General features: G+C 29.9%; 17 protein-coding genes. 10 read left to right on the top strand and 7 right to left on the bottom strand.

What is annotated here, in order from left to right:
• Nucleotides 1–288: 288 nt before the first annotated feature.
• Nucleotides 289–996 (bottom strand): dipeptidase PepE, encoded by a 708-nt coding sequence (gene pepE, locus MK851_RS05685; protein ID WP_320242217.1) that lies wholly within the window; start codon nucleotides 994–996, stop codon nucleotides 289–291.
• A gap of 145 nt (nucleotides 997–1,141) precedes the next feature.
• Between pepE and MK851_RS05690 the strand changes: the two genes are divergently transcribed.
• The 6 genes from MK851_RS05690 to MK851_RS05715 all read left to right on the top strand — a co-directional run bounded on the left by MK851_RS05690 (nucleotide 1,142) and on the right by MK851_RS05715 (nucleotide 7,245).
• Nucleotides 1,142–1,918, top strand: a complete 777-nt coding sequence (locus MK851_RS05690; RefSeq protein WP_320242219.1) for a carboxypeptidase-like regulatory domain-containing protein — start codon at nucleotides 1,142–1,144, stop codon at nucleotides 1,916–1,918.
• A 4-nt stretch (nucleotides 1,919–1,922) separates the two neighbouring features.
• A complete protein-coding gene (locus MK851_RS05695) occupies nucleotides 1,923–2,735 on the top strand; it encodes a hypothetical protein (protein WP_320242221.1) in 813 nt (270 codons plus the stop codon).
• A gap of 4 nt (nucleotides 2,736–2,739) precedes the next feature.
• The gene (locus MK851_RS05700) at nucleotides 2,740–3,540 is read left to right on the top strand and encodes a carboxypeptidase-like regulatory domain-containing protein (protein WP_320242223.1); all 801 of its coding nucleotides are present in this window, start codon (nucleotides 2,740–2,742) and stop codon (nucleotides 3,538–3,540) included.
• 86 nt (nucleotides 3,541–3,626) lie between these two features.
• Nucleotides 3,627–4,424: a carboxypeptidase-like regulatory domain-containing protein gene (locus tag MK851_RS05705; RefSeq protein WP_320242224.1), complete on the top strand. Its 798-nt coding sequence runs from the start codon at nucleotides 3,627–3,629 to the stop codon at nucleotides 4,422–4,424.
• Nucleotides 4,425–4,453: 29 nt separating this feature from the next.
• Nucleotides 4,454–4,945: a DUF6702 family protein gene (locus tag MK851_RS05710; RefSeq protein WP_320242226.1), complete on the top strand. Its 492-nt coding sequence runs from the start codon at nucleotides 4,454–4,456 to the stop codon at nucleotides 4,943–4,945.
• A gap of 71 nt (nucleotides 4,946–5,016) precedes the next feature.
• Complete coding sequence (locus MK851_RS05715) at nucleotides 5,017–7,245, top strand: M1 family metallopeptidase (protein ID WP_320242228.1); 2,229 nt, start codon at nucleotides 5,017–5,019, stop codon at nucleotides 7,243–7,245.
• Between the two features lie 67 nt (nucleotides 7,246–7,312).
• Here MK851_RS05715 and MK851_RS05720 read toward each other — a convergent pair whose 3' ends face one another.
• Nucleotides 7,313–7,747, bottom strand: a complete 435-nt coding sequence (locus MK851_RS05720; RefSeq protein ID WP_047789560.1) for a hypothetical protein — start codon at nucleotides 7,745–7,747, stop codon at nucleotides 7,313–7,315.
• A gap of 282 nt (nucleotides 7,748–8,029) precedes the next feature.
• On the opposite strand from MK851_RS05720, the gene MK851_RS05725 reads away from it, so the two are divergent.
• The gene (locus MK851_RS05725; RefSeq protein WP_320242232.1) at nucleotides 8,030–9,742 is read left to right on the top strand and encodes a helix-turn-helix domain-containing protein; all 1,713 of its coding nucleotides are present in this window, start codon (nucleotides 8,030–8,032) and stop codon (nucleotides 9,740–9,742) included.
• 8 nt (nucleotides 9,743–9,750) lie between these two features.
• Here MK851_RS05725 and MK851_RS05730 read toward each other — a convergent pair whose 3' ends face one another.
• Nucleotides 9,751–9,963 carry a hypothetical protein gene (locus tag MK851_RS05730; RefSeq protein WP_303509909.1) on the bottom strand — a complete coding sequence of 71 codons (213 nt, stop codon included), beginning with the start codon at nucleotides 9,961–9,963 and terminating at the stop codon, nucleotides 9,751–9,753.
• Between the two features lie 282 nt (nucleotides 9,964–10,245).
• Here MK851_RS05730 and MK851_RS05735 point away from each other — a divergent pair, with 282 nt between their 5' ends.
• Together MK851_RS05735 and MK851_RS05740 are read left to right on the top strand one after the other, a co-directional pair.
• Complete coding sequence (locus tag MK851_RS05735) at nucleotides 10,246–10,416, top strand: hypothetical protein (RefSeq protein ID WP_303509911.1); 171 nt, start codon at nucleotides 10,246–10,248, stop codon at nucleotides 10,414–10,416.
• Nucleotides 10,417–10,442: 26 nt separating this feature from the next.
• Nucleotides 10,443–10,610, top strand: coding sequence for a hypothetical protein (locus MK851_RS05740; RefSeq protein WP_320242237.1), 168 nt, complete (start codon nucleotides 10,443–10,445; stop codon nucleotides 10,608–10,610).
• Nucleotides 10,611–10,699: 89 nt separating this feature from the next.
• Here MK851_RS05740 and lon read toward each other — a convergent pair whose 3' ends face one another.
• Nucleotides 10,700–13,156 carry an endopeptidase La gene (gene lon, locus MK851_RS05745; protein WP_303509917.1) on the bottom strand — a complete coding sequence of 819 codons (2,457 nt, stop codon included), beginning with the start codon at nucleotides 13,154–13,156 and terminating at the stop codon, nucleotides 10,700–10,702.
• A 229-nt stretch (nucleotides 13,157–13,385) separates the two neighbouring features.
• Here lon and MK851_RS05750 point away from each other — a divergent pair, with 229 nt between their 5' ends.
• A complete protein-coding gene (locus tag MK851_RS05750) occupies nucleotides 13,386–14,072 on the top strand; it encodes a hypothetical protein (RefSeq protein WP_320242239.1) in 687 nt (228 codons plus the stop codon).
• Nucleotides 14,073–14,089: 17 nt separating this feature from the next.
• Here the strand turns inward: MK851_RS05750 and MK851_RS05755 are convergent, their stop codons facing one another.
• From MK851_RS05755 to MK851_RS05765, 3 genes are read right to left on the bottom strand one after another with little or no spacing between them, the layout of a single operon-like run.
• Entirely contained in the window at nucleotides 14,090–14,704 is a 615-nt protein-coding gene (locus tag MK851_RS05755) for a LysE family translocator (RefSeq protein ID WP_303509923.1), read from the bottom strand.
• Between the two features lie 12 nt (nucleotides 14,705–14,716).
• Entirely contained in the window at nucleotides 14,717–15,160 is a 444-nt protein-coding gene (locus MK851_RS05760; RefSeq protein ID WP_320242241.1) for a DUF4844 domain-containing protein, read from the bottom strand.
• Nucleotides 15,157–16,188: a quinone-dependent dihydroorotate dehydrogenase gene (locus MK851_RS05765; protein ID WP_320242243.1), complete on the bottom strand. Its 1,032-nt coding sequence runs from the start codon at nucleotides 16,186–16,188 to the stop codon at nucleotides 15,157–15,159. Before MK851_RS05765 ends, MK851_RS05760 begins: the two co-directional genes overlap by 4 nt.
• Between the last annotated feature and the right edge of the window lie 61 nt (nucleotides 16,189–16,249).

A 16,249-nucleotide genomic window follows, 5' to 3' on the forward strand; every position in this document is an offset into this window, starting at 1 on the left:
GTATGCTAATTTTAAGAGGAATTTGAAATATAAAAGATTAGGTGATTGTATTGTTATAGCAATTTACATTCGTCTAAATCTTTTTATAGCATTGCTAAAATAATATTTTTTTTAAACGCTTATTATTTATTTAGAATATTTTAACAATATCTACAAAACAATACTAACTTATACAACAAAACAATGTTTTTTTTAGTAAAGTAATCATAAACTTAATATGTAAAACAAAAAAAACTCCAAACTGTTGTTTGGAGTTTTCTTTTGTAAGCTAAGTACTATAAAAGTGTATTAAAAATACTGGCTAACCTCTGTATCAGTATCTAACTCCTCAGCTTCCTTTCCTTGTTTAAATAAACGTGCGGTGTAAGTTCCTCGTAATACAATTGAATCTCCGTTAACCTCTAGCCAGCTACCTTCGCGTAACCCAAGCACAGGTGTTTCATTAAATATATGATACTCTTTAATACGTGTTTCACGCGTTTCACCCATGTGCGTAGAATCTGGATTTGGGTCTAAATAATGTGCGTTGATATTAAACGGAATAAACCCTAAGGTTTTAAAACTTGGTGGATATACAATAGGCATATCGTTGGTGTTCATCATCGTTACTCCACAAATATTACTTCCTGCACTGGTACCTAAATACGGAGTTCCGTTTTCAACCGCTGTAGTTAAATCAGAAAGTATATCGTTTTTATATAGTTGATTTACCAACTCAAACGTATTACCTCCCCCTGTAAAAATAGCCTCCGCTTGCTGAACAGCTTCCTTCGGATTATCAAACTCATGGATACCTACAACTTTTTTATCAATAGTTGCAAAAGCCTTACGAGCTACAGAGGTATATTCATCGTAGGTTTTTCCGCTTGCTCGTGCATACGGTATAAATAATATGGTAGAGGCTTCTTTAAAAAAGTTAGTTAAGGTTGGTAAAATATATGCTAAGTATCCACTTCCATGAACGGTAGATGTACTAGCTATAAGTAGTTTTTTCATTTGTTTACTATCTATTTAAGTTTAATTAGTATGAGTTTTAACTCCTCAAAATCAATCTTTCATTATGCTTTATATACTTCAAATTAACAAAAATTTACCATGTTCTTAAAACATTTTTAAGACAAGTAGGTAGTTTATTTGTGATATGAGAAAATTGTTACTTGTTCTTTTTATCTTAACTACCTGTGCTATAATTGCTCAAAACACCCCTAAAATTATTACGGGTACTGTGTTTATAGATAGTATTGCTACCCAAGATGTACATATTATTAATAAAAAACTAACACTTGGTGCTGTTTCTAATGAAAACGGACGTTTTGAAATTTTAGCTTCTGAAAACAACGTTTTACTTATTTCTCATCTTAACTTAGAGTATAAAGAGGTTACCCTTACCAAAGAGCATATTAAAGCTAAGAACATTGTAATTTTTGTTGATAGTAAAACGCACATGTTAGATGAGGTTGTGCTTGAAAAGCAAAGAAGTATTTTAGAAGTTGATCCCGACATTCTTAACAACGCCCCTGTTGTAAATGCTAAAACCTTAAAACTACCTTATGCCAATGTTATACAACCAAAAGATGAAAAAACAGTAAAGATAGAATCGGGCTTAGCTATTAGTGTAACGGGGCTTATAAATGCACTTAACGGAACAAACAAACGAAAAAAACAATTAAAAAAGATTACTGTTGAAGATAGAAATATTGAAAAAATTAGAAAACACTTTACAGATGGCTTTTTTATACGTCAACTAAAAATAAAGAAAGAAAACATCAATCAGTTTTTACAAGCCTGTATTTCTAAAGGAATTATAAACCTATATAATAAAGATAAAGTATTAGAACTTACTGCGGTTTTAATTGAAAATAGTAAATCTTCCCCTTACCTACTAGAAAATGAAACTATAAGAGTTACCAAAAAATAATTGCATGATTAAACAACTACCCATCACACTTTTACTACTAATTACTTTAGGAGCTACGGCTCAACAAAAACGAAAATTCGTTTACGGAACTTTAAATGATGAGCTTGGTGCTATACCCAACGCTCATATTATCAACCTAAATACCCAACAAGGTACATTTAGTACCGACTTTGGTAAATTTAGAACTTTAGCAAAACCTAACGATACTTTACAAATATCTTTTGTAGGATACGAAACCAAAAAAATTAAGCTTACCCATATTCATTTTGGAATACAAGAAAATAAAATTACCCTAGTTAAAGTTCCTTTTGAATTGGATGAAGTTGAAGTAAAAAAACACAACTTAATAGGTTCACTTGCCATAGATACTAAACAAACACCTAAAGATATTGGTATGGAAAAAGCTAAAAAGGCTATTGATTTTTCTATGATTGATTTTGATGAAAAAGTAATTTTAGATATTGATGAAATTGATAGAATGAAAGCTCCTAATATGTTAAAAATAACAGATCCTACAGCAAAGTTTGCTGGTGTTGGTACAGGCTTTAGTTCTGGTCTTGATAAATACTCACAACAACTAAAAAGAACCCGAAAAACAATACAGTTTAAAGAGAATTTTCCTAAAATGTTGCTCTCAGAATTTGGAGAGTCTTTCTTTTTTAAAGAGCTTAACATACCTAAAGACAAGTATCTTCATTTTTTAGAGTATTGTAATCCACTAGGAATAGAAAAACTATATAAAGAACAACAACTTTTAAAAGTCATTGCTATCTTACAACAAGAAAGTAAGAGCTATTTAAAAGTAATTAGTGAGTAAACACATGAAAAATATACTCCCTTCAATTATTTGTCTGTTTTTTATAATAATAGCTACAGCACAAGAAAACAGAAAATTCTTTTACGCTACCATACAAGATGAAGTAAATACTGTTCCTAACGCACATGTTATAAACCTTAACACTAAACAAGGAACTTTTACTAACGATAATGGTGAGTTTAGAATTTTGGCCAAAGCAAATGATACTATACAAATTACGTTTGTAGGTTATGAAACCAAAAAGTTTGTGGTAGGTGTTAATCACTTTGGGATACAAGAAAATTATATTCTACTAAAAAAAGTACCTATTGAGCTGGATGAAGTCGAAGTAAAAAAACATAATTTACTTGGGTATATTTCTTCTGATTCAAAACATATAAAATCTGAAAAAGTAATAAATGCCGAAACATTAAAACTGCCTTATGCAGGTTCTAGAATACTTACCCCTGCTGAAAGAAGGCTCTATACTGGAATGGGAGGGCGTCCCATGAAACTTGAAGGCCTAGGGTTTGTTTTATCTACAGATTATATTATTAATTCAATATCAGGAAGACTTAAAAAACTAAAAAAAAATAAAGCTATTGAAGACAAAGAAAAAAGAATAGAAAACATACGCAGTAATTACCACATACTCATTCAACACGAACTAAACATACTAAAGGAAGATATTGACAGGTTTATTTACTTTACTGAATCTGCCGATGACTTCAATACTCTTTATTTAAATAATGAAGTAACAATGATTACATTTTTACAAAAGAAATCAGACGAATTTAAAAAACTTAATCCTAAAAAATACAATTAACACCTCTTCCCTACCTAGTTATTTTGGTTACGCTTTTTTAAAATATTTTGTACCTTTAGGTGTAACTAATCTAACCTATAAATATTATGAAGAAAACTCTAATTGTCTTATTATTCTTATCTCAACTAGTATTCGCACAAGAAGAACGAAAAACACTTTTTGGAATTGTTTATGATGAAAATGGTGTGTTAGAAAATGCTCATATTGTTAACTTTTCAACAAATCAAGCTACATTTTCTAACGAGAATGGAGAATACAGACTTTTTGCTAGACCTACAGATTCTATTAGATATAGTAGTATAGGTTATAAAATCATTTATGAAAAACTAACTAAAGCCGACTTTAATACCTACAGAAAAAGGACTACTCTTGAAAAACAAAATTATGAACTAGATGAAGTTTTATTAAGAAATAACGAACTATCAGGTGAACTTGCCAAAGACCTTAGAAAGGTAAAGCGTGATAAAAACTTAGAAATAGCAAATAAAGCTACCGACTTTTCAAATGTTAATTACAGTAATTACCATTCAGACGATTATATAAGTAAACACGTAAAACCTGATGTAGTAAATGTTGACCCTACAAAAGCTTTTGAAGGAATGGGTACTACCAACACGTTTCCTGTAAAAAACTCAGAAAAACTAATAAAACTTCGTAAAGAATTAGCTTTTAAAGAAAATATGCCTGCTAAATTACTTAATGAATTAGGAGAAGACTTCTTTTTTGTTGAACTTAAAATTCCTGTTGATAAATATTATCACTTTTTAGGATATTGTAATCCGTTAGGAATAGAAAAACTATATCAAAACCGTGAAGTGTTAAAAGTTATTAAAATATTTAGAAAAGAACATACAGGATACCTCAAACTTATTGGAAAAGACTAATTTGGCGCAATAATTGACCTTTATCAACCATGAAAAAACTTTTTGTTCTCTTATTAGTCCTTCCCTTACTATCATTCACTCTGCATAAATACTATGTTGCGTTAACTGAAATTGAATACAGAGAAGATACCCAAAGCGTACAAATGATTATGAATGTTTTTATGGATGATATTGAGCTCGCTATAAATAAAGATTACAACACCAACCTACAAATTGCTACTAAAAACGAATTACCATCTATTAATGAATACTATTACAAATACTTAAAAACTCATTTTAAAGTTATTATTAACAATGAAGAAAAAAACTACAAGTTTATAGGTAAAGAGTACGATGGTAATATTGTTTACTTTTATTTAGAGATAGAAAATGTTTCACTACCTAAGTCAATAAAAATAGAAAACGATATTTTAGTTGAGCATTTCCCTGATCAACAAAACCTTATTAAAGCAACTGTTAAAAAGGAACGTAAAAGTTTGTTTTTATCGAGCGATAATGATAAAGGTTTGTTAAATTTTTAATAAAGCTTCTTTTTTAGTAATAAGATTTCATTAACTTTCCGCTTATTTATTCAAAAACTAATAAGCATATAATGAGAAAATATTCTACGCTATTATTTTCAGCGCTCTTTGTATCAGCTTCTTTATTTGCCCAAGAAGCACCTAAAAAAGAACGTCAACAAGGTCATACCGACCAAAACAAATTTCGACAATTAAAAGATGTATTAGCTACTCCTAACGATCAACGTACAGCATCAGGAGCGCCAGGTCATGCATACACACAACAAAAAGTTGACTATGTAATGAACTTACGCTTAGATGAAGCTACAGATAGATTATATGGAGATGAAGATATTACGTACCACAACAACTCTAAAGACCATTTAGAGTATTTATGGTTACAGTTAGATCAAAATATGCGAGCTCCAGATTCTAAATCTCCCTTGGCAGAATCTAATGCAGCAAGAAGTTTTCAAACTCCTGATAAATTTGTGAGTGACAATATGGATAAACCAAAAGCATTTGGTTTTAATATTGAAGCCGTAAAATATGCTGATGGTAGAGATTTATCTCATAGTATTAATCGCACAATGATGCGTATTAACTTGCCTAAGCCATTGGCTCCTGGTGAGGTTTTTAAATTCAAAATTAAATGGAACTACTTAATTAACAACTCTGTTGAAGACGGTGGTCGTTCTGGTTTTGAATCTTTTCCTGACGGAAATAAAAACTATACTATCGCCCAATTTTTTCCAAGATTATGTGTGTACAACAATGTTGAAGGATGGCAAAACATGCAGTTTTGGGGGCGTAGTGAATGGGCTTTAGAATTTGGTGATTACGATGTGAAAATTACTGTTCCTGCCGATCATATTTTAGAGGCTACTGGTGAACTTCAAAACGAAAAAGAGGTACTAAGTAGAGAACAACGTAAACGTTTTGAAAAAGCTAGAAAGTCTTTTAAAGATCCAGTATTTATTGTTACCCAAAAAGAAGCTGAAGAAAACGAAAAACAAAGAACTACTAAAACTAAAACTTGGCACTTTAAAGCTAACAAAGTACGTGACTTTGCTTTTGCTTCATCAAGAAAATATATTTGGGATGCTATGGCTGTAAATATTAATGGTAAAACCGTTATGGCATTATCTTTATACCCAAAAGAAGGGAACCCGCTATGGGAAGAGCACTCTACTCGTGTTGTTGCTAATACATTAGAAGAGTATTCTAAAATGACTTTTGATTATCCATATTCTAAAGCAATATCAGTACACGCTAAGCGTCAAGGAATGGAGTATCCTATGATTTGTTTTAACTACGGTCGTCCAAACCCTGATGGAACCTATTCTGATAGAGTTAAAAATGGAATGATTGGAGTAATTACTCATGAGGTTGGTCATAACTTCTTCCCTATGATTGTAAACTCTGACGAGCGTCAGTGGACTTGGATGGATGAAGGTTTAAACTCATTTGTTGAAATTTTAGCGGAGTTAGACTACGACCCAAACTTTAACACAGGTAACTTACCTAAAGATATTGTTCGTTACATGAGTTTAGATCAAGATAGGTTAAGCCCTATTATGTCTCAAGGTGATTATGTACATAATTTCGGACCTAATGCTTACACAAAACCAGCTGCTGGTTTATACATGTTGCGTCAAACAATTATGGGACCAGAGTTATTTGACTATGCTTTTAGAACATACTCTAAAAGATGGATGTTTAAGCACCCTACCCCTGCCGATTTCTTTAGAACAATGGAAGATGCTTCTGGTATGGATTTAGACTGGTTTTGGAGAGGTTGGTTCTACACCACTGATTATACTGACATTGGAATTAAAGAGGTTAAGCCTTTATATTTAACCAATAAGCCAAACGAAGAATCTAAAAAAATGCAACAGCAATATCCTTCGTACTTTTCTAAATTAGGTAAGTTAGTTTATTTAACTACTAAGAAGGAAGATGTTAATAAATCTGAAATAGAAGCATACATTAATAGTTTACCTTCAGACAAAAAATCCAATTTAAAAGATATACCTAATTACATTTATCAAGTTGAGTTTGAAAAACCAGGTGGTTTAGTGATGCCTATTATTGTGGAATTAACGTATGCTGATGGTTCTAAAAAACGTGAAACGTTCCCTGCTCAAATTTGGAAAAGAAATGAGCATAAAGTAAAAAGAGTATTTACTTCTACTCAAGAAATTAAAAGTATTGTTGTAGATCCTGATTTAGAAACTGCCGATATTGATACCTCAAATAACAGTTGGCCTAAACAAACAACAAACAAGTTTGATGCTTTTAAAAAGAAAGCTAAAAACTAATTATATTTTTATTTTAACCTAACAAAAAAGCAGCCTATAGGCTGCTTTTTTATTGCTATTATTTTAACTATTTGCTAAATAACTTATTTACTTCTTCATATGTAAGTAATTTAGAAACTGTCATAATATCTGGATCTCTACTTACATACTGTTGAATTTGTAACATTACAACTCCATCAACTTTAGTATATTTTAACCAGATTACATCTCCATTTGCTTTAATTTTATACGGGTCTCTAGGATTTTCTTCAAAACCTTTTACAATTATTTGATGTAACTTTTCTACATCATTATCTAAGTTTTTAAATGAGAAATGAACATATTCATGGATAGGGTCATTAATGTTCTTATAATAAAAGTTATAAGCTTTATCTCCTATTTTCTCTAAGTAAACGTATTCTATTTTTCCTACTATTTCAGTTTTAGTAGTTTCAATAAATTCAATTTGAGAGTACGAGGCCACAGAAAATAAAAGACCTGCTAATAAAAAAAGTTTTTTCATGAAATTTAAGGGTTTACGTTTGATATTATTTTTAATTTTTAAATATAACTAAAACAACAACGCTTTTTACCCATAAAAAGTATTTTTATCTAATTACTTATTCCTTAAAACACTTTTTAAAAAAAATCTTTAATTAAAAAATAATTTTAAAATTTGACTCGCTAAACACTAGTACCTTATAAATCATTAAAAAAGAAGTAAACAACCAACTCTTTAATAGCTAAATTCTTTAAATATTTTTTATTTTGCAGTTCATATTAATTTATAATCCCTCTAAAAATCATGTCTAAACAAGTTTCGCTTCTCTTCTTAGTGATTTTTACTTGCATTGTATCTTATTCTCAAACAAAAAAAGAATATAACAAGAGTGATTTAGAAAATTTTAAAAAAAAGTTCTACCTCAATAGAGAAATTGGTGTTGATAGTTCTCTATACTATATGGACAGGCTTTTACAAAGCGATGATGTTGCTTATAAAACATTTGGATATGCTGCTACAGAATATTTAAAAGTAAGAGAAAAACAGCCTATAAACATTCCTTTTAAAGATAGTATAAACAAGTATCTACCCAAGATGGCTAAAACCAATAAAAATTTTCCCTTACTATTCGATATCCATATATTATTAGGTAATTCTGATAAAAGAAAAAAGTTAATTAAATCTGCTTTACAAAATTATATAGCAGCTGAAAACTACGCTTTTTTAGCTGAAGATATTGAGCGAACTATTAAAATAAAAGGTAATATAGCGCTTATTTATCAAGATATGGGAGAGTTAGATAAAGCTCTTAATAAGGCAAAAGAAACTCTTGAACTTATAGAAATTAATAAAGAAGCTCTTTCAAATAAATATTATAGTAGTAAGTATAAAAGAATGTTTAATGTTGCTGCCATCTACGCTACTTTGTATAAAAACGATAAAGAAAGGCAACAGTATGCGGACTCTTCTTTACATTACTATAATTCCATACTAAAAACAAAAGAGTTCAATCTTAATAACTACTACACTGGCAAAGTTTATTACGGAAAAGGGACTATTTATACTTTAAAAGAAGAATATTCTAAAGCCAGTTCTTTCCTTGAAAAAAGCTTAGAATTATTTGAAAAAAGTAAATCACAATCATACTTATATAAAGGCTATTATAATAATGCCTATAATTATTATATGTCTAATAAGCTAAACAAAGCAAAAGAGAACTTTCTAAAGGTATTAAAAATAAAAAAAGACACAATTCTAGATTACAATTATTTACATACACATTACTATCTTTCTAAAATTCATTCTAAGCAAAATAAAATAGACTCTGCTAAATACCATTTAAACACTTTTATTATTGATTATGATAAACTTACTTCAAGAAAAAAACAGCAAATCAATGGAGCTTACAAGATTGATCTTGATAAAAAAATAAAAGAGTTAAAAGAATTAAAAGAATACATTGCTAACAAAAGTTCTTATTACAGAACAATTTTTATAATACTAATCCTCATTCTATTAATTATTAGCTTCTTAGTTGTTAAAAACTCTAAAGAAAAAAGAAAAGCTAATGAAAAACTAGATGAATTATTAGCAAAAATCTCAAAAAAAGAAGATTTAAATGAAAAATCTTTTTCATCACCTAATCCAGTAAAAATAAAAGATGAACAACATCAACAAATTATTAACGGTTTATTAAAAATAGAGGAGAAAAAATACTTTTTAAAAGAAGAGTTTAACCTGTATAATGCGGCTAAAAAAATAGGCACTAATACTACCTACTTATCAAAAATCATTAAAGATTATAAAAAAATGAGTTTTAATGATTATACAAATGAGTTACGAATTAATTATATTATTGGGGTATTAAGCAATGACAAGAAAGTGAGATCATATACAACTCAAGCTATTGGAGAAATAGCTGGATACAAGAACTCTAAGTCCTTTACTCGAATTTTTAAAAAACATATAGGTATAACTCCTTATCAATTTATAGAAAAAATTAATAAAGAGTTATAATGTTATAATTATTTGTAAATACTAAAAACTTTGTACTCATAGCATTTATCTTTACTATCATCTCCAGGAGGTGGTGGTAAACAATCTTCTTCTCCATCTGTATCAGGTCCGCCAAATACTTCTGTGTTTAATTTTGCAATTGGGTCTCCTGCAAATATTTTAAATTTTTCTTCTGATGTTAATTCATACTTCATTAACGACTCAATAGATAAGTACTTCATAAGTTTTAATTTTTCAGTTTAGGTAAAGTTAATTTTTTTATCTGTTGTTTTTCTTTTTATCACCCCCACCCTTAAACAAAACAAACAAAACACTAACAAACAGCAACTTAACCACAAATTAATAGTGACATTTTTTTAAAATAATACCTGCTTTTTTCTTAAATAGTCACTTAATATTCTTCTTTTCCTCTCCTAATCTCCCAATATTTGTAATACATAATTCTTAAATGCCGAACCTGAAAAGCATATAAATAGAGTAAGGAAAATTAAAATTAAGCAACCATGTTAAAATCAATTTCAAGCTTAGGAAACGTTTTGAATAAATCAGAACAAAGAGAAATCAATGGAGGTCAAATTACTTGTCCTAGAGGAACTTTTTTAAAATGTAATTGGATAAGGTGTTGGTGTGAACCTGAATATGTTGAAGAACCTATTGAAGACTTTGATCATTAAAAACTAATAACTAAAACTAATTAATTATGTTAAAGTCAATTTCAAATTTAGGTAATGTTTTAAATAAAACAGAACAAGTAGCTATTAATGGAGGTCAAATTTCGTGCCCAAGAGGTCAAATACTAAGATGTAACTGGTTAGGCTGTTGGTGTGAAGCTGAAATAGATGATACACCAGAAGACTTTAAAAAATAAATATTGCCCCATATTGTAGAACAGCCAGTATATCTTTTAGGATATACTGGTTGTTTTTATTTTTAAAGTTTACGTTAAGTTTAAAACTTTTACACTAATTTCTTAGCATTTTTAACTTTTTGCTTAGTAAGTGCAATATCAATTACTTCGCTCATGTCAGTTACATAATGGAATGTTAATCCTTTTAAGTAACTTTCTTTTATTTCTTCTATATCTCTTTTATTATCAACACACAAAATAATTTCTTTAATATTAGCTCGTTTTGCCGCTAATATTTTTTCTTTAATTCCACCTACTGGTAACACTTTACCACGTAACGTAATTTCACCAGTCATTGCTAGCTTATTTTTCACCTTACGTTGCGTAAATACAGATACTAATGATGTTAACATTGTAATACCTGCACTTGGTCCGTCTTTAGGTGTAGCTCCTTCTGGTACGTGGATGTGCACATCATATTTATCTAACACTTCAGGGTTAATACCAAACTCTTCAGCATTAGATTTTATATATTTCATGGCAATGGTTGATGATTCTTTCATTACGGTACCTAAGTTACCTGTAATAGAAAGGTTTCCTTTTCCTTTAGAAATGATAGACTCTATAAATAATATATCTCCTCCAACACTCGTCCAAGCTAATCCAGTAACCACACCTGCTACATCGTTATTTTCGTATTTATCACGTTCTAAACGTGCAGGTCCTAAAATAGTTTCTATATCTTCATTTGTCAAAACAACATTGTACTCCTCTTCCATTGCAATAGATTTTGCAGCAAAACGAACTACCTTTGCCACTTGTTTTTCTAAACCACGAACCCCAGATTCACGAGTATATCCTTCTACAATTTTCTCTATTTGCTTTTTACCAACTGTTAAGTGTTCTTTTGATAAACCGTGTTCTTTTAATTGTTTTGGAAACAAGTATTTTTTAGCTATCTCTACTTTTTCTTCAATAGTATAACCAGTTACATTAATAATTTCCATACGGTCACGTAATGCCCATGGAATCTGACTTATATTATTTGCTGTAGCTATAAATAATACTTTAGAAAGATCGTATCCTACTTCTAAATAGTTATCATAAAACGCTGTATTTTGCTCTGGGTCTAACACCTCTAACATTGCTGAGGAAGGATCTCCTTGATGACTTTGACTTAATTTATCTATTTCATCTAATACAAATACTGGATTTGAAGTTCCTGCTTTTTTGATATTCTGAATTAAACGTCCTGGCATCGCTCCAATATACGTTTTACGATGTCCGCGAATTTCAGCTTCATCACGTAAACCACCTAAAGACATACGTACATATTTGCGACCTAATGCTTCAGCAACCGATTTACCTAACGATGTTTTACCTACTCCTGGAGGACCATACAAGCAAATAATTGGCGACTTCATATCTCCACGTAATTTTAAAACAGCTAAATGTTCTATAATACGTTCTTTTACTTTTTCTAAACCGAAATGGTCTCTATCCAGTATTTTTTGAGCTCTTTTTAAGTCAAACTTATCTTTAGAATATTCGCCCCAAGGCAACTCTAACATTAACTCTAAATAGTTACGTTGCACACCGTATTCTGCCATTTGAGGATTCATACGCTTTAAACGACTTAACTCTTTATCAAAAGTTTCACCAACCTCTTTACTCCATTTTTTTGACTTTGCCTTAGTACGCATTTCATCTAGCTCTTGCTCATGAGAAACACCACCTAGTTCATCTTGAATGGTTTTTAATTGTTGGTTTAAATAATACTCACGTTGTTGCTGGTCTAAATCAGAACGTGTTTTAGACTGAATATCGTTACGTAACTGTAGTTTTTGAAGCTCTTTATCTAAATTCTTTAAAGTTAACAACGCACGTTCTTTTAAGTTGTCTTTCTCTAACAATACTTGTTTTTGCGCTACGCTTAACTCCATATTTGATGAAATAAAATTCACCAAAAACGAACTAGATTGAATATTTTTTATAGCAAATGATGCCTCTGAAGGTAACATTGGGTTTTCTTTAATTACCTCTAATGCTAAATCTTTAATCGATTCGATAATTGCATCAAATTCTTTTTGATCGTCAACTTCTCGTTCATCAACAGCTTCTTTTACCTTTGCTTTTAAATAAGGCTGTTCTTGCGTAATTTCTTCTATTTCAAAACGCTTCTTACCTTGAATAATAACCGTTGTGTTACCATCAGGCATTTTTAACACACGTAATATTTGTGCTACGACACCTGTTTGATAAATATCATCTAACCCAGGATCTTCAACTTCGCTATTTCTTTGTGCAACTACTCCAACAACTTTATCTCCTTTATTTGCATCTTTAATTAACTGAATAGATTTATCTCTACCTGCAGTAATTGGTATCACAACTCCAGGAAATAATACTGTATTACGTAACGGAAGAATTGGTAACTCTTCAGGAATACTTTCTCTATTTATTAATTCTTCATCTTCTGGTGTTAATAATGGAATTAATTCTGAATCTTCATTAAAAACATCTTGAAGCGACAAATTGTCTAAATGTAATATTTTTGATTTGCTCATATCTTACTTATTCTGTCATAGTGGCACTTTAATTTTTTCACTTCAAAGAAAACCACTTTTTTAAAATCATAAATTACTGATAAACAAAAGAATACAATCATCTTTATACTTATCTTACTATCTATAATTCAATTCTTATGCCAACAAAAGCTATAAATAACTTAAATTGTAACTTATTTTATTCCGAGTCGTCTTACTAATATCATTTTCAATAAAAACTAACCAAAAAATGAAAATTAAACTTTTATTCCTTTCCTTTATACTAGTATTTGCTAGTTGTACCTCTAAATCAAACTCCCCAGAATTTATAAAAAAAGCCGCTGGACGCTATTATTTTAATGCTGATGAAATTATAGAAGTTACTTTTAATGAAAATAACAAATTACTCATAAAATGGCGTAATCAAAATTTAGAGCCTTTAAAAGTTAATGATTCTTCTTTTTATGTTCGAGAATTGAATGAAAAACTAATTTTTAATACTTCTGAAGATAAGATAGAGTTAGCTAAAAAACGTGAGCATGAAGGTGAAAAGTATGTCTTTAAAAAGCTAAAGAAAGGAGAAAAAACACCAAGTGAACATTTGGCTGACGGTAACTTTGAAGCTGCTTTAAAAGGCTACAAAGCTATAAAAGAAAAAGACAGTTTAAGCCCCGTAATTAGAGAGCGAAACTTAAATAGATTAGGATATCAATATCTTAGAAAAGATGAGTTTGAAAATGCCCTTAATGTTTTTAAAATTAATATTGAATTGTATCCTAACAGCTCAAATACTTATGATAGTACCGCTGATGCTTATACCAGAATGAAAGATACAGTGAACGCTATTGAATACTATAAAAAAGCTTTAGCTATTAACCCTGAAAACAGAAGCTCTAAGAGAAACTTAGAAAAACTGACTTTAAAGAAAGAGGAATAAATAATCTTGAAAGTTTTTTAAAGTAAAATTAACATCGCTATACCTACAAACACTACAATTTGCGCCCATTTTAAATATATTCCCACCTTTTTGTGCTGTTTAATGTAATTAGAAATTTTTCCTGCCAAAATAGCAATGGAAGAAAATATTAAAAAAGATGTTAAAATGAATAATCCTCCTAATACATAAAATTGGAGTACGTTTGACAAGCTGTCAGAAAACAAAAACTGTGGGAAAAACGCCAAAAAGAAAATTGTAACCTTGGGGTTTAGCACATTCATCCAAAAACCTGTTTTGAATAATTGTAATGTTGATTTTTTTTGAACATTATCCGTAGAAAAAGCAATTTTTGCATCGCTTTTATATACTTGAAAAGCTAAATACAGTAAATATCCTGCTCCAAATAGCTTGATGATGAAAAATAAATTCGGGTTTTGTTTGATGATTTCCGATACTCCAAAAGCCACCAAAGTTGTATGGATGATACATCCAGTCATTAAGCCAACAACGGTAGCCAATCCATATTTTTTTCCATTGACGATACTTTGTGTCAACACAAAAATATTATCAGGTCCTGGTGAAAATGCTAAGGTAGCCGTAGCTAATACAAAAGATATAAGGGTTTCTAGCATAAGTTAATAAGTTTATTTATCAACTTCTTTGGAAATATCAAAACCGTACATAAATTTATTTAATAATCCATTTGAACTATTTAGTTCTATAATATCCATTAATTCTTCAATGTAAGTACAAATCCTTTCTCTATCTTCGGTATCTAAACTAAGATATACACTTTCAAATCTAGAAAGCCCTAATTCAATTTTTTCTTGGTATTTCTGTTCACTCGGACTACCCGATTGATAAACAATTAAAAAATCAGATGCAATTAGATTAATCTTTTTTGATAAAAATGGTTTTAGTTTTTCATCTGATACACCAGAATAATAATTTTCACTTACAAATTTTTTCTTTTCAATGAACTCTCTAAACTTTTCATCAACTATATCTGGCTTTTTCATATCATTTACATCTTGCCCATAAGTGCATAATGTTAAAAGCAAGAATAATATTTTGATGTATTTTATCATTCAGCTAAAATAGCTTTATTGATTCTTTTTACCAAACTAGGTCCTTCGTAAATAAAACCTGTATAAATCTGTACTAAATCTGCACCTGCATTTAGCTTTTCTAAGGCATCTTTTTCAGAATGGATACCTCCTACCCCAATAATTGGAAATCCTTTGTTAGAATTGTCTACTAAGTATTGAATCACTCTTGTACTTCTGTCTTTAACCGGTTGTCCACTTACACCTCCATTACCTATTTCTTGTAAACGTTCTTTAGAAGCTTTTAAATTATCTCTATTTACTGAAGTATTCGACGCTATCACTCCGTCAATCTTAGTTTCTGCTACTAATTTGATAATTTCATCTAATTGTTGATTGTTTAAGTCTGGAGCAATCTTTAATAAGATAGGTTTTTGTTGTGCTTCAGCGTTGTTTAACTTTTGCACCTCAGTGATTAATTCCTTTAAATAATCAGCATCTTCTAACTTTGCGTGACTAGATACATTTGGGCAACTTACATTCAATACAAAATAATCTACATATGGATGTAACCCTTTAAAACACGCTACATAATCTTCTGTATAATTTTCGGGAGCTGTATTCGTATTCTTACCAATATTTCCTCCAATAATTATTTTTCCTTTGTTCTTTTTTAATTGTTCAATCGCTGCTGCTAACCCTTCATTATTAAATCCCATTCGGTTGATAATTCCTTTATCATCTTTTAAACGAAATAATCTTTTTTTCGGGTTTCCAATCTGACCTTTAGGCGTTACGGTACCAATTTCAACAAAACCAAATCCAAAATTAGCCAACTCATTATACAGTACTGCATTTTTATCAAATCCTGCTGCTAACCCTACAGGGTTTTTAAACGTTAATCCAAATAAATTACGTTCTAACTTTTTATCGTTTACTTGATACATTCCTCTAAAAATAGAAGACATTCCCGGTATTTTAGATAGAAACTTTACGAGTGAAAATGTAAAGTGGTGAATCTTTTCAGGATCAAAAAGGAAAAAAATTGGGCGAATCAGTAATTTATACATTAGTTTATTTTAAATGTTCTTTGTTAAATATAAAAAAAGCTCCAAAAATGGAGCTTCTGAA

This window comes from Tenacibaculum sp. 1B UA (assembly GCF_033978845.1).
In the GTDB taxonomy this organism is placed as follows: Bacteria; Bacteroidota; Bacteroidia; order Flavobacteriales; family Flavobacteriaceae; genus Polaribacter.

What these genes read in the sequence shown, in the direction of transcription:
- MK851_RS05740 (WP_320242237.1), top strand. Translation starts at nt 10,443, where the DNA reads ATGTTAAAGTCAATTTCAAATTTAGGTAATGTTTTAAATAAAACAGAA.
- MK851_RS05695 (WP_320242221.1), top strand. Translation starts at nt 1,923, where the DNA reads ATGATTAAACAACTACCCATCACACTTTTACTACTAATTACTTTAGGA.
- MK851_RS05710 (WP_320242226.1), top strand. Translation starts at nt 4,454, where the DNA reads ATGAAAAAACTTTTTGTTCTCTTATTAGTCCTTCCCTTACTATCATTC.
- MK851_RS05755 (WP_303509923.1), bottom strand. Translation starts at nt 14,704, where the DNA reads ATGCTAGAAACCCTTATATCTTTTGTATTAGCTACGGCTACCTTAGCA.
- MK851_RS05690 (WP_320242219.1), top strand. Translation starts at nt 1,142, where the DNA reads ATGAGAAAATTGTTACTTGTTCTTTTTATCTTAACTACCTGTGCTATA.
- MK851_RS05760 (WP_320242241.1), bottom strand. Translation starts at nt 15,160, where the DNA reads ATGATAAAATACATCAAAATATTATTCTTGCTTTTAACATTATGCACT.
- MK851_RS05715 (WP_320242228.1), top strand. Translation starts at nt 5,017, where the DNA reads ATGAGAAAATATTCTACGCTATTATTTTCAGCGCTCTTTGTATCAGCT.
- pepE (WP_320242217.1), bottom strand. Translation starts at nt 996, where the DNA reads ATGAAAAAACTACTTATAGCTAGTACATCTACCGTTCATGGAAGTGGA.
- MK851_RS05725 (WP_320242232.1), top strand. Translation starts at nt 8,030, where the DNA reads ATGTCTAAACAAGTTTCGCTTCTCTTCTTAGTGATTTTTACTTGCATT.
- lon (WP_303509917.1), bottom strand. Translation starts at nt 13,156, where the DNA reads ATGAGCAAATCAAAAATATTACATTTAGACAATTTGTCGCTTCAAGAT.
- MK851_RS05705 (WP_320242224.1), top strand. Translation starts at nt 3,627, where the DNA reads ATGAAGAAAACTCTAATTGTCTTATTATTCTTATCTCAACTAGTATTC.
- MK851_RS05700 (WP_320242223.1), top strand. Translation starts at nt 2,740, where the DNA reads ATGAAAAATATACTCCCTTCAATTATTTGTCTGTTTTTTATAATAATA.
- MK851_RS05765 (WP_320242243.1), bottom strand. Translation starts at nt 16,188, where the DNA reads ATGTATAAATTACTGATTCGCCCAATTTTTTTCCTTTTTGATCCTGAA.
- MK851_RS05735 (WP_303509911.1), top strand. Translation starts at nt 10,246, where the DNA reads ATGTTAAAATCAATTTCAAGCTTAGGAAACGTTTTGAATAAATCAGAA.
- MK851_RS05730 (WP_303509909.1), bottom strand. Translation starts at nt 9,963, where the DNA reads ATGAAGTACTTATCTATTGAGTCGTTAATGAAGTATGAATTAACATCA.
- MK851_RS05720 (WP_047789560.1), bottom strand. Translation starts at nt 7,747, where the DNA reads ATGAAAAAACTTTTTTTATTAGCAGGTCTTTTATTTTCTGTGGCCTCG.
- MK851_RS05750 (WP_320242239.1), top strand. Translation starts at nt 13,386, where the DNA reads ATGAAAATTAAACTTTTATTCCTTTCCTTTATACTAGTATTTGCTAGT.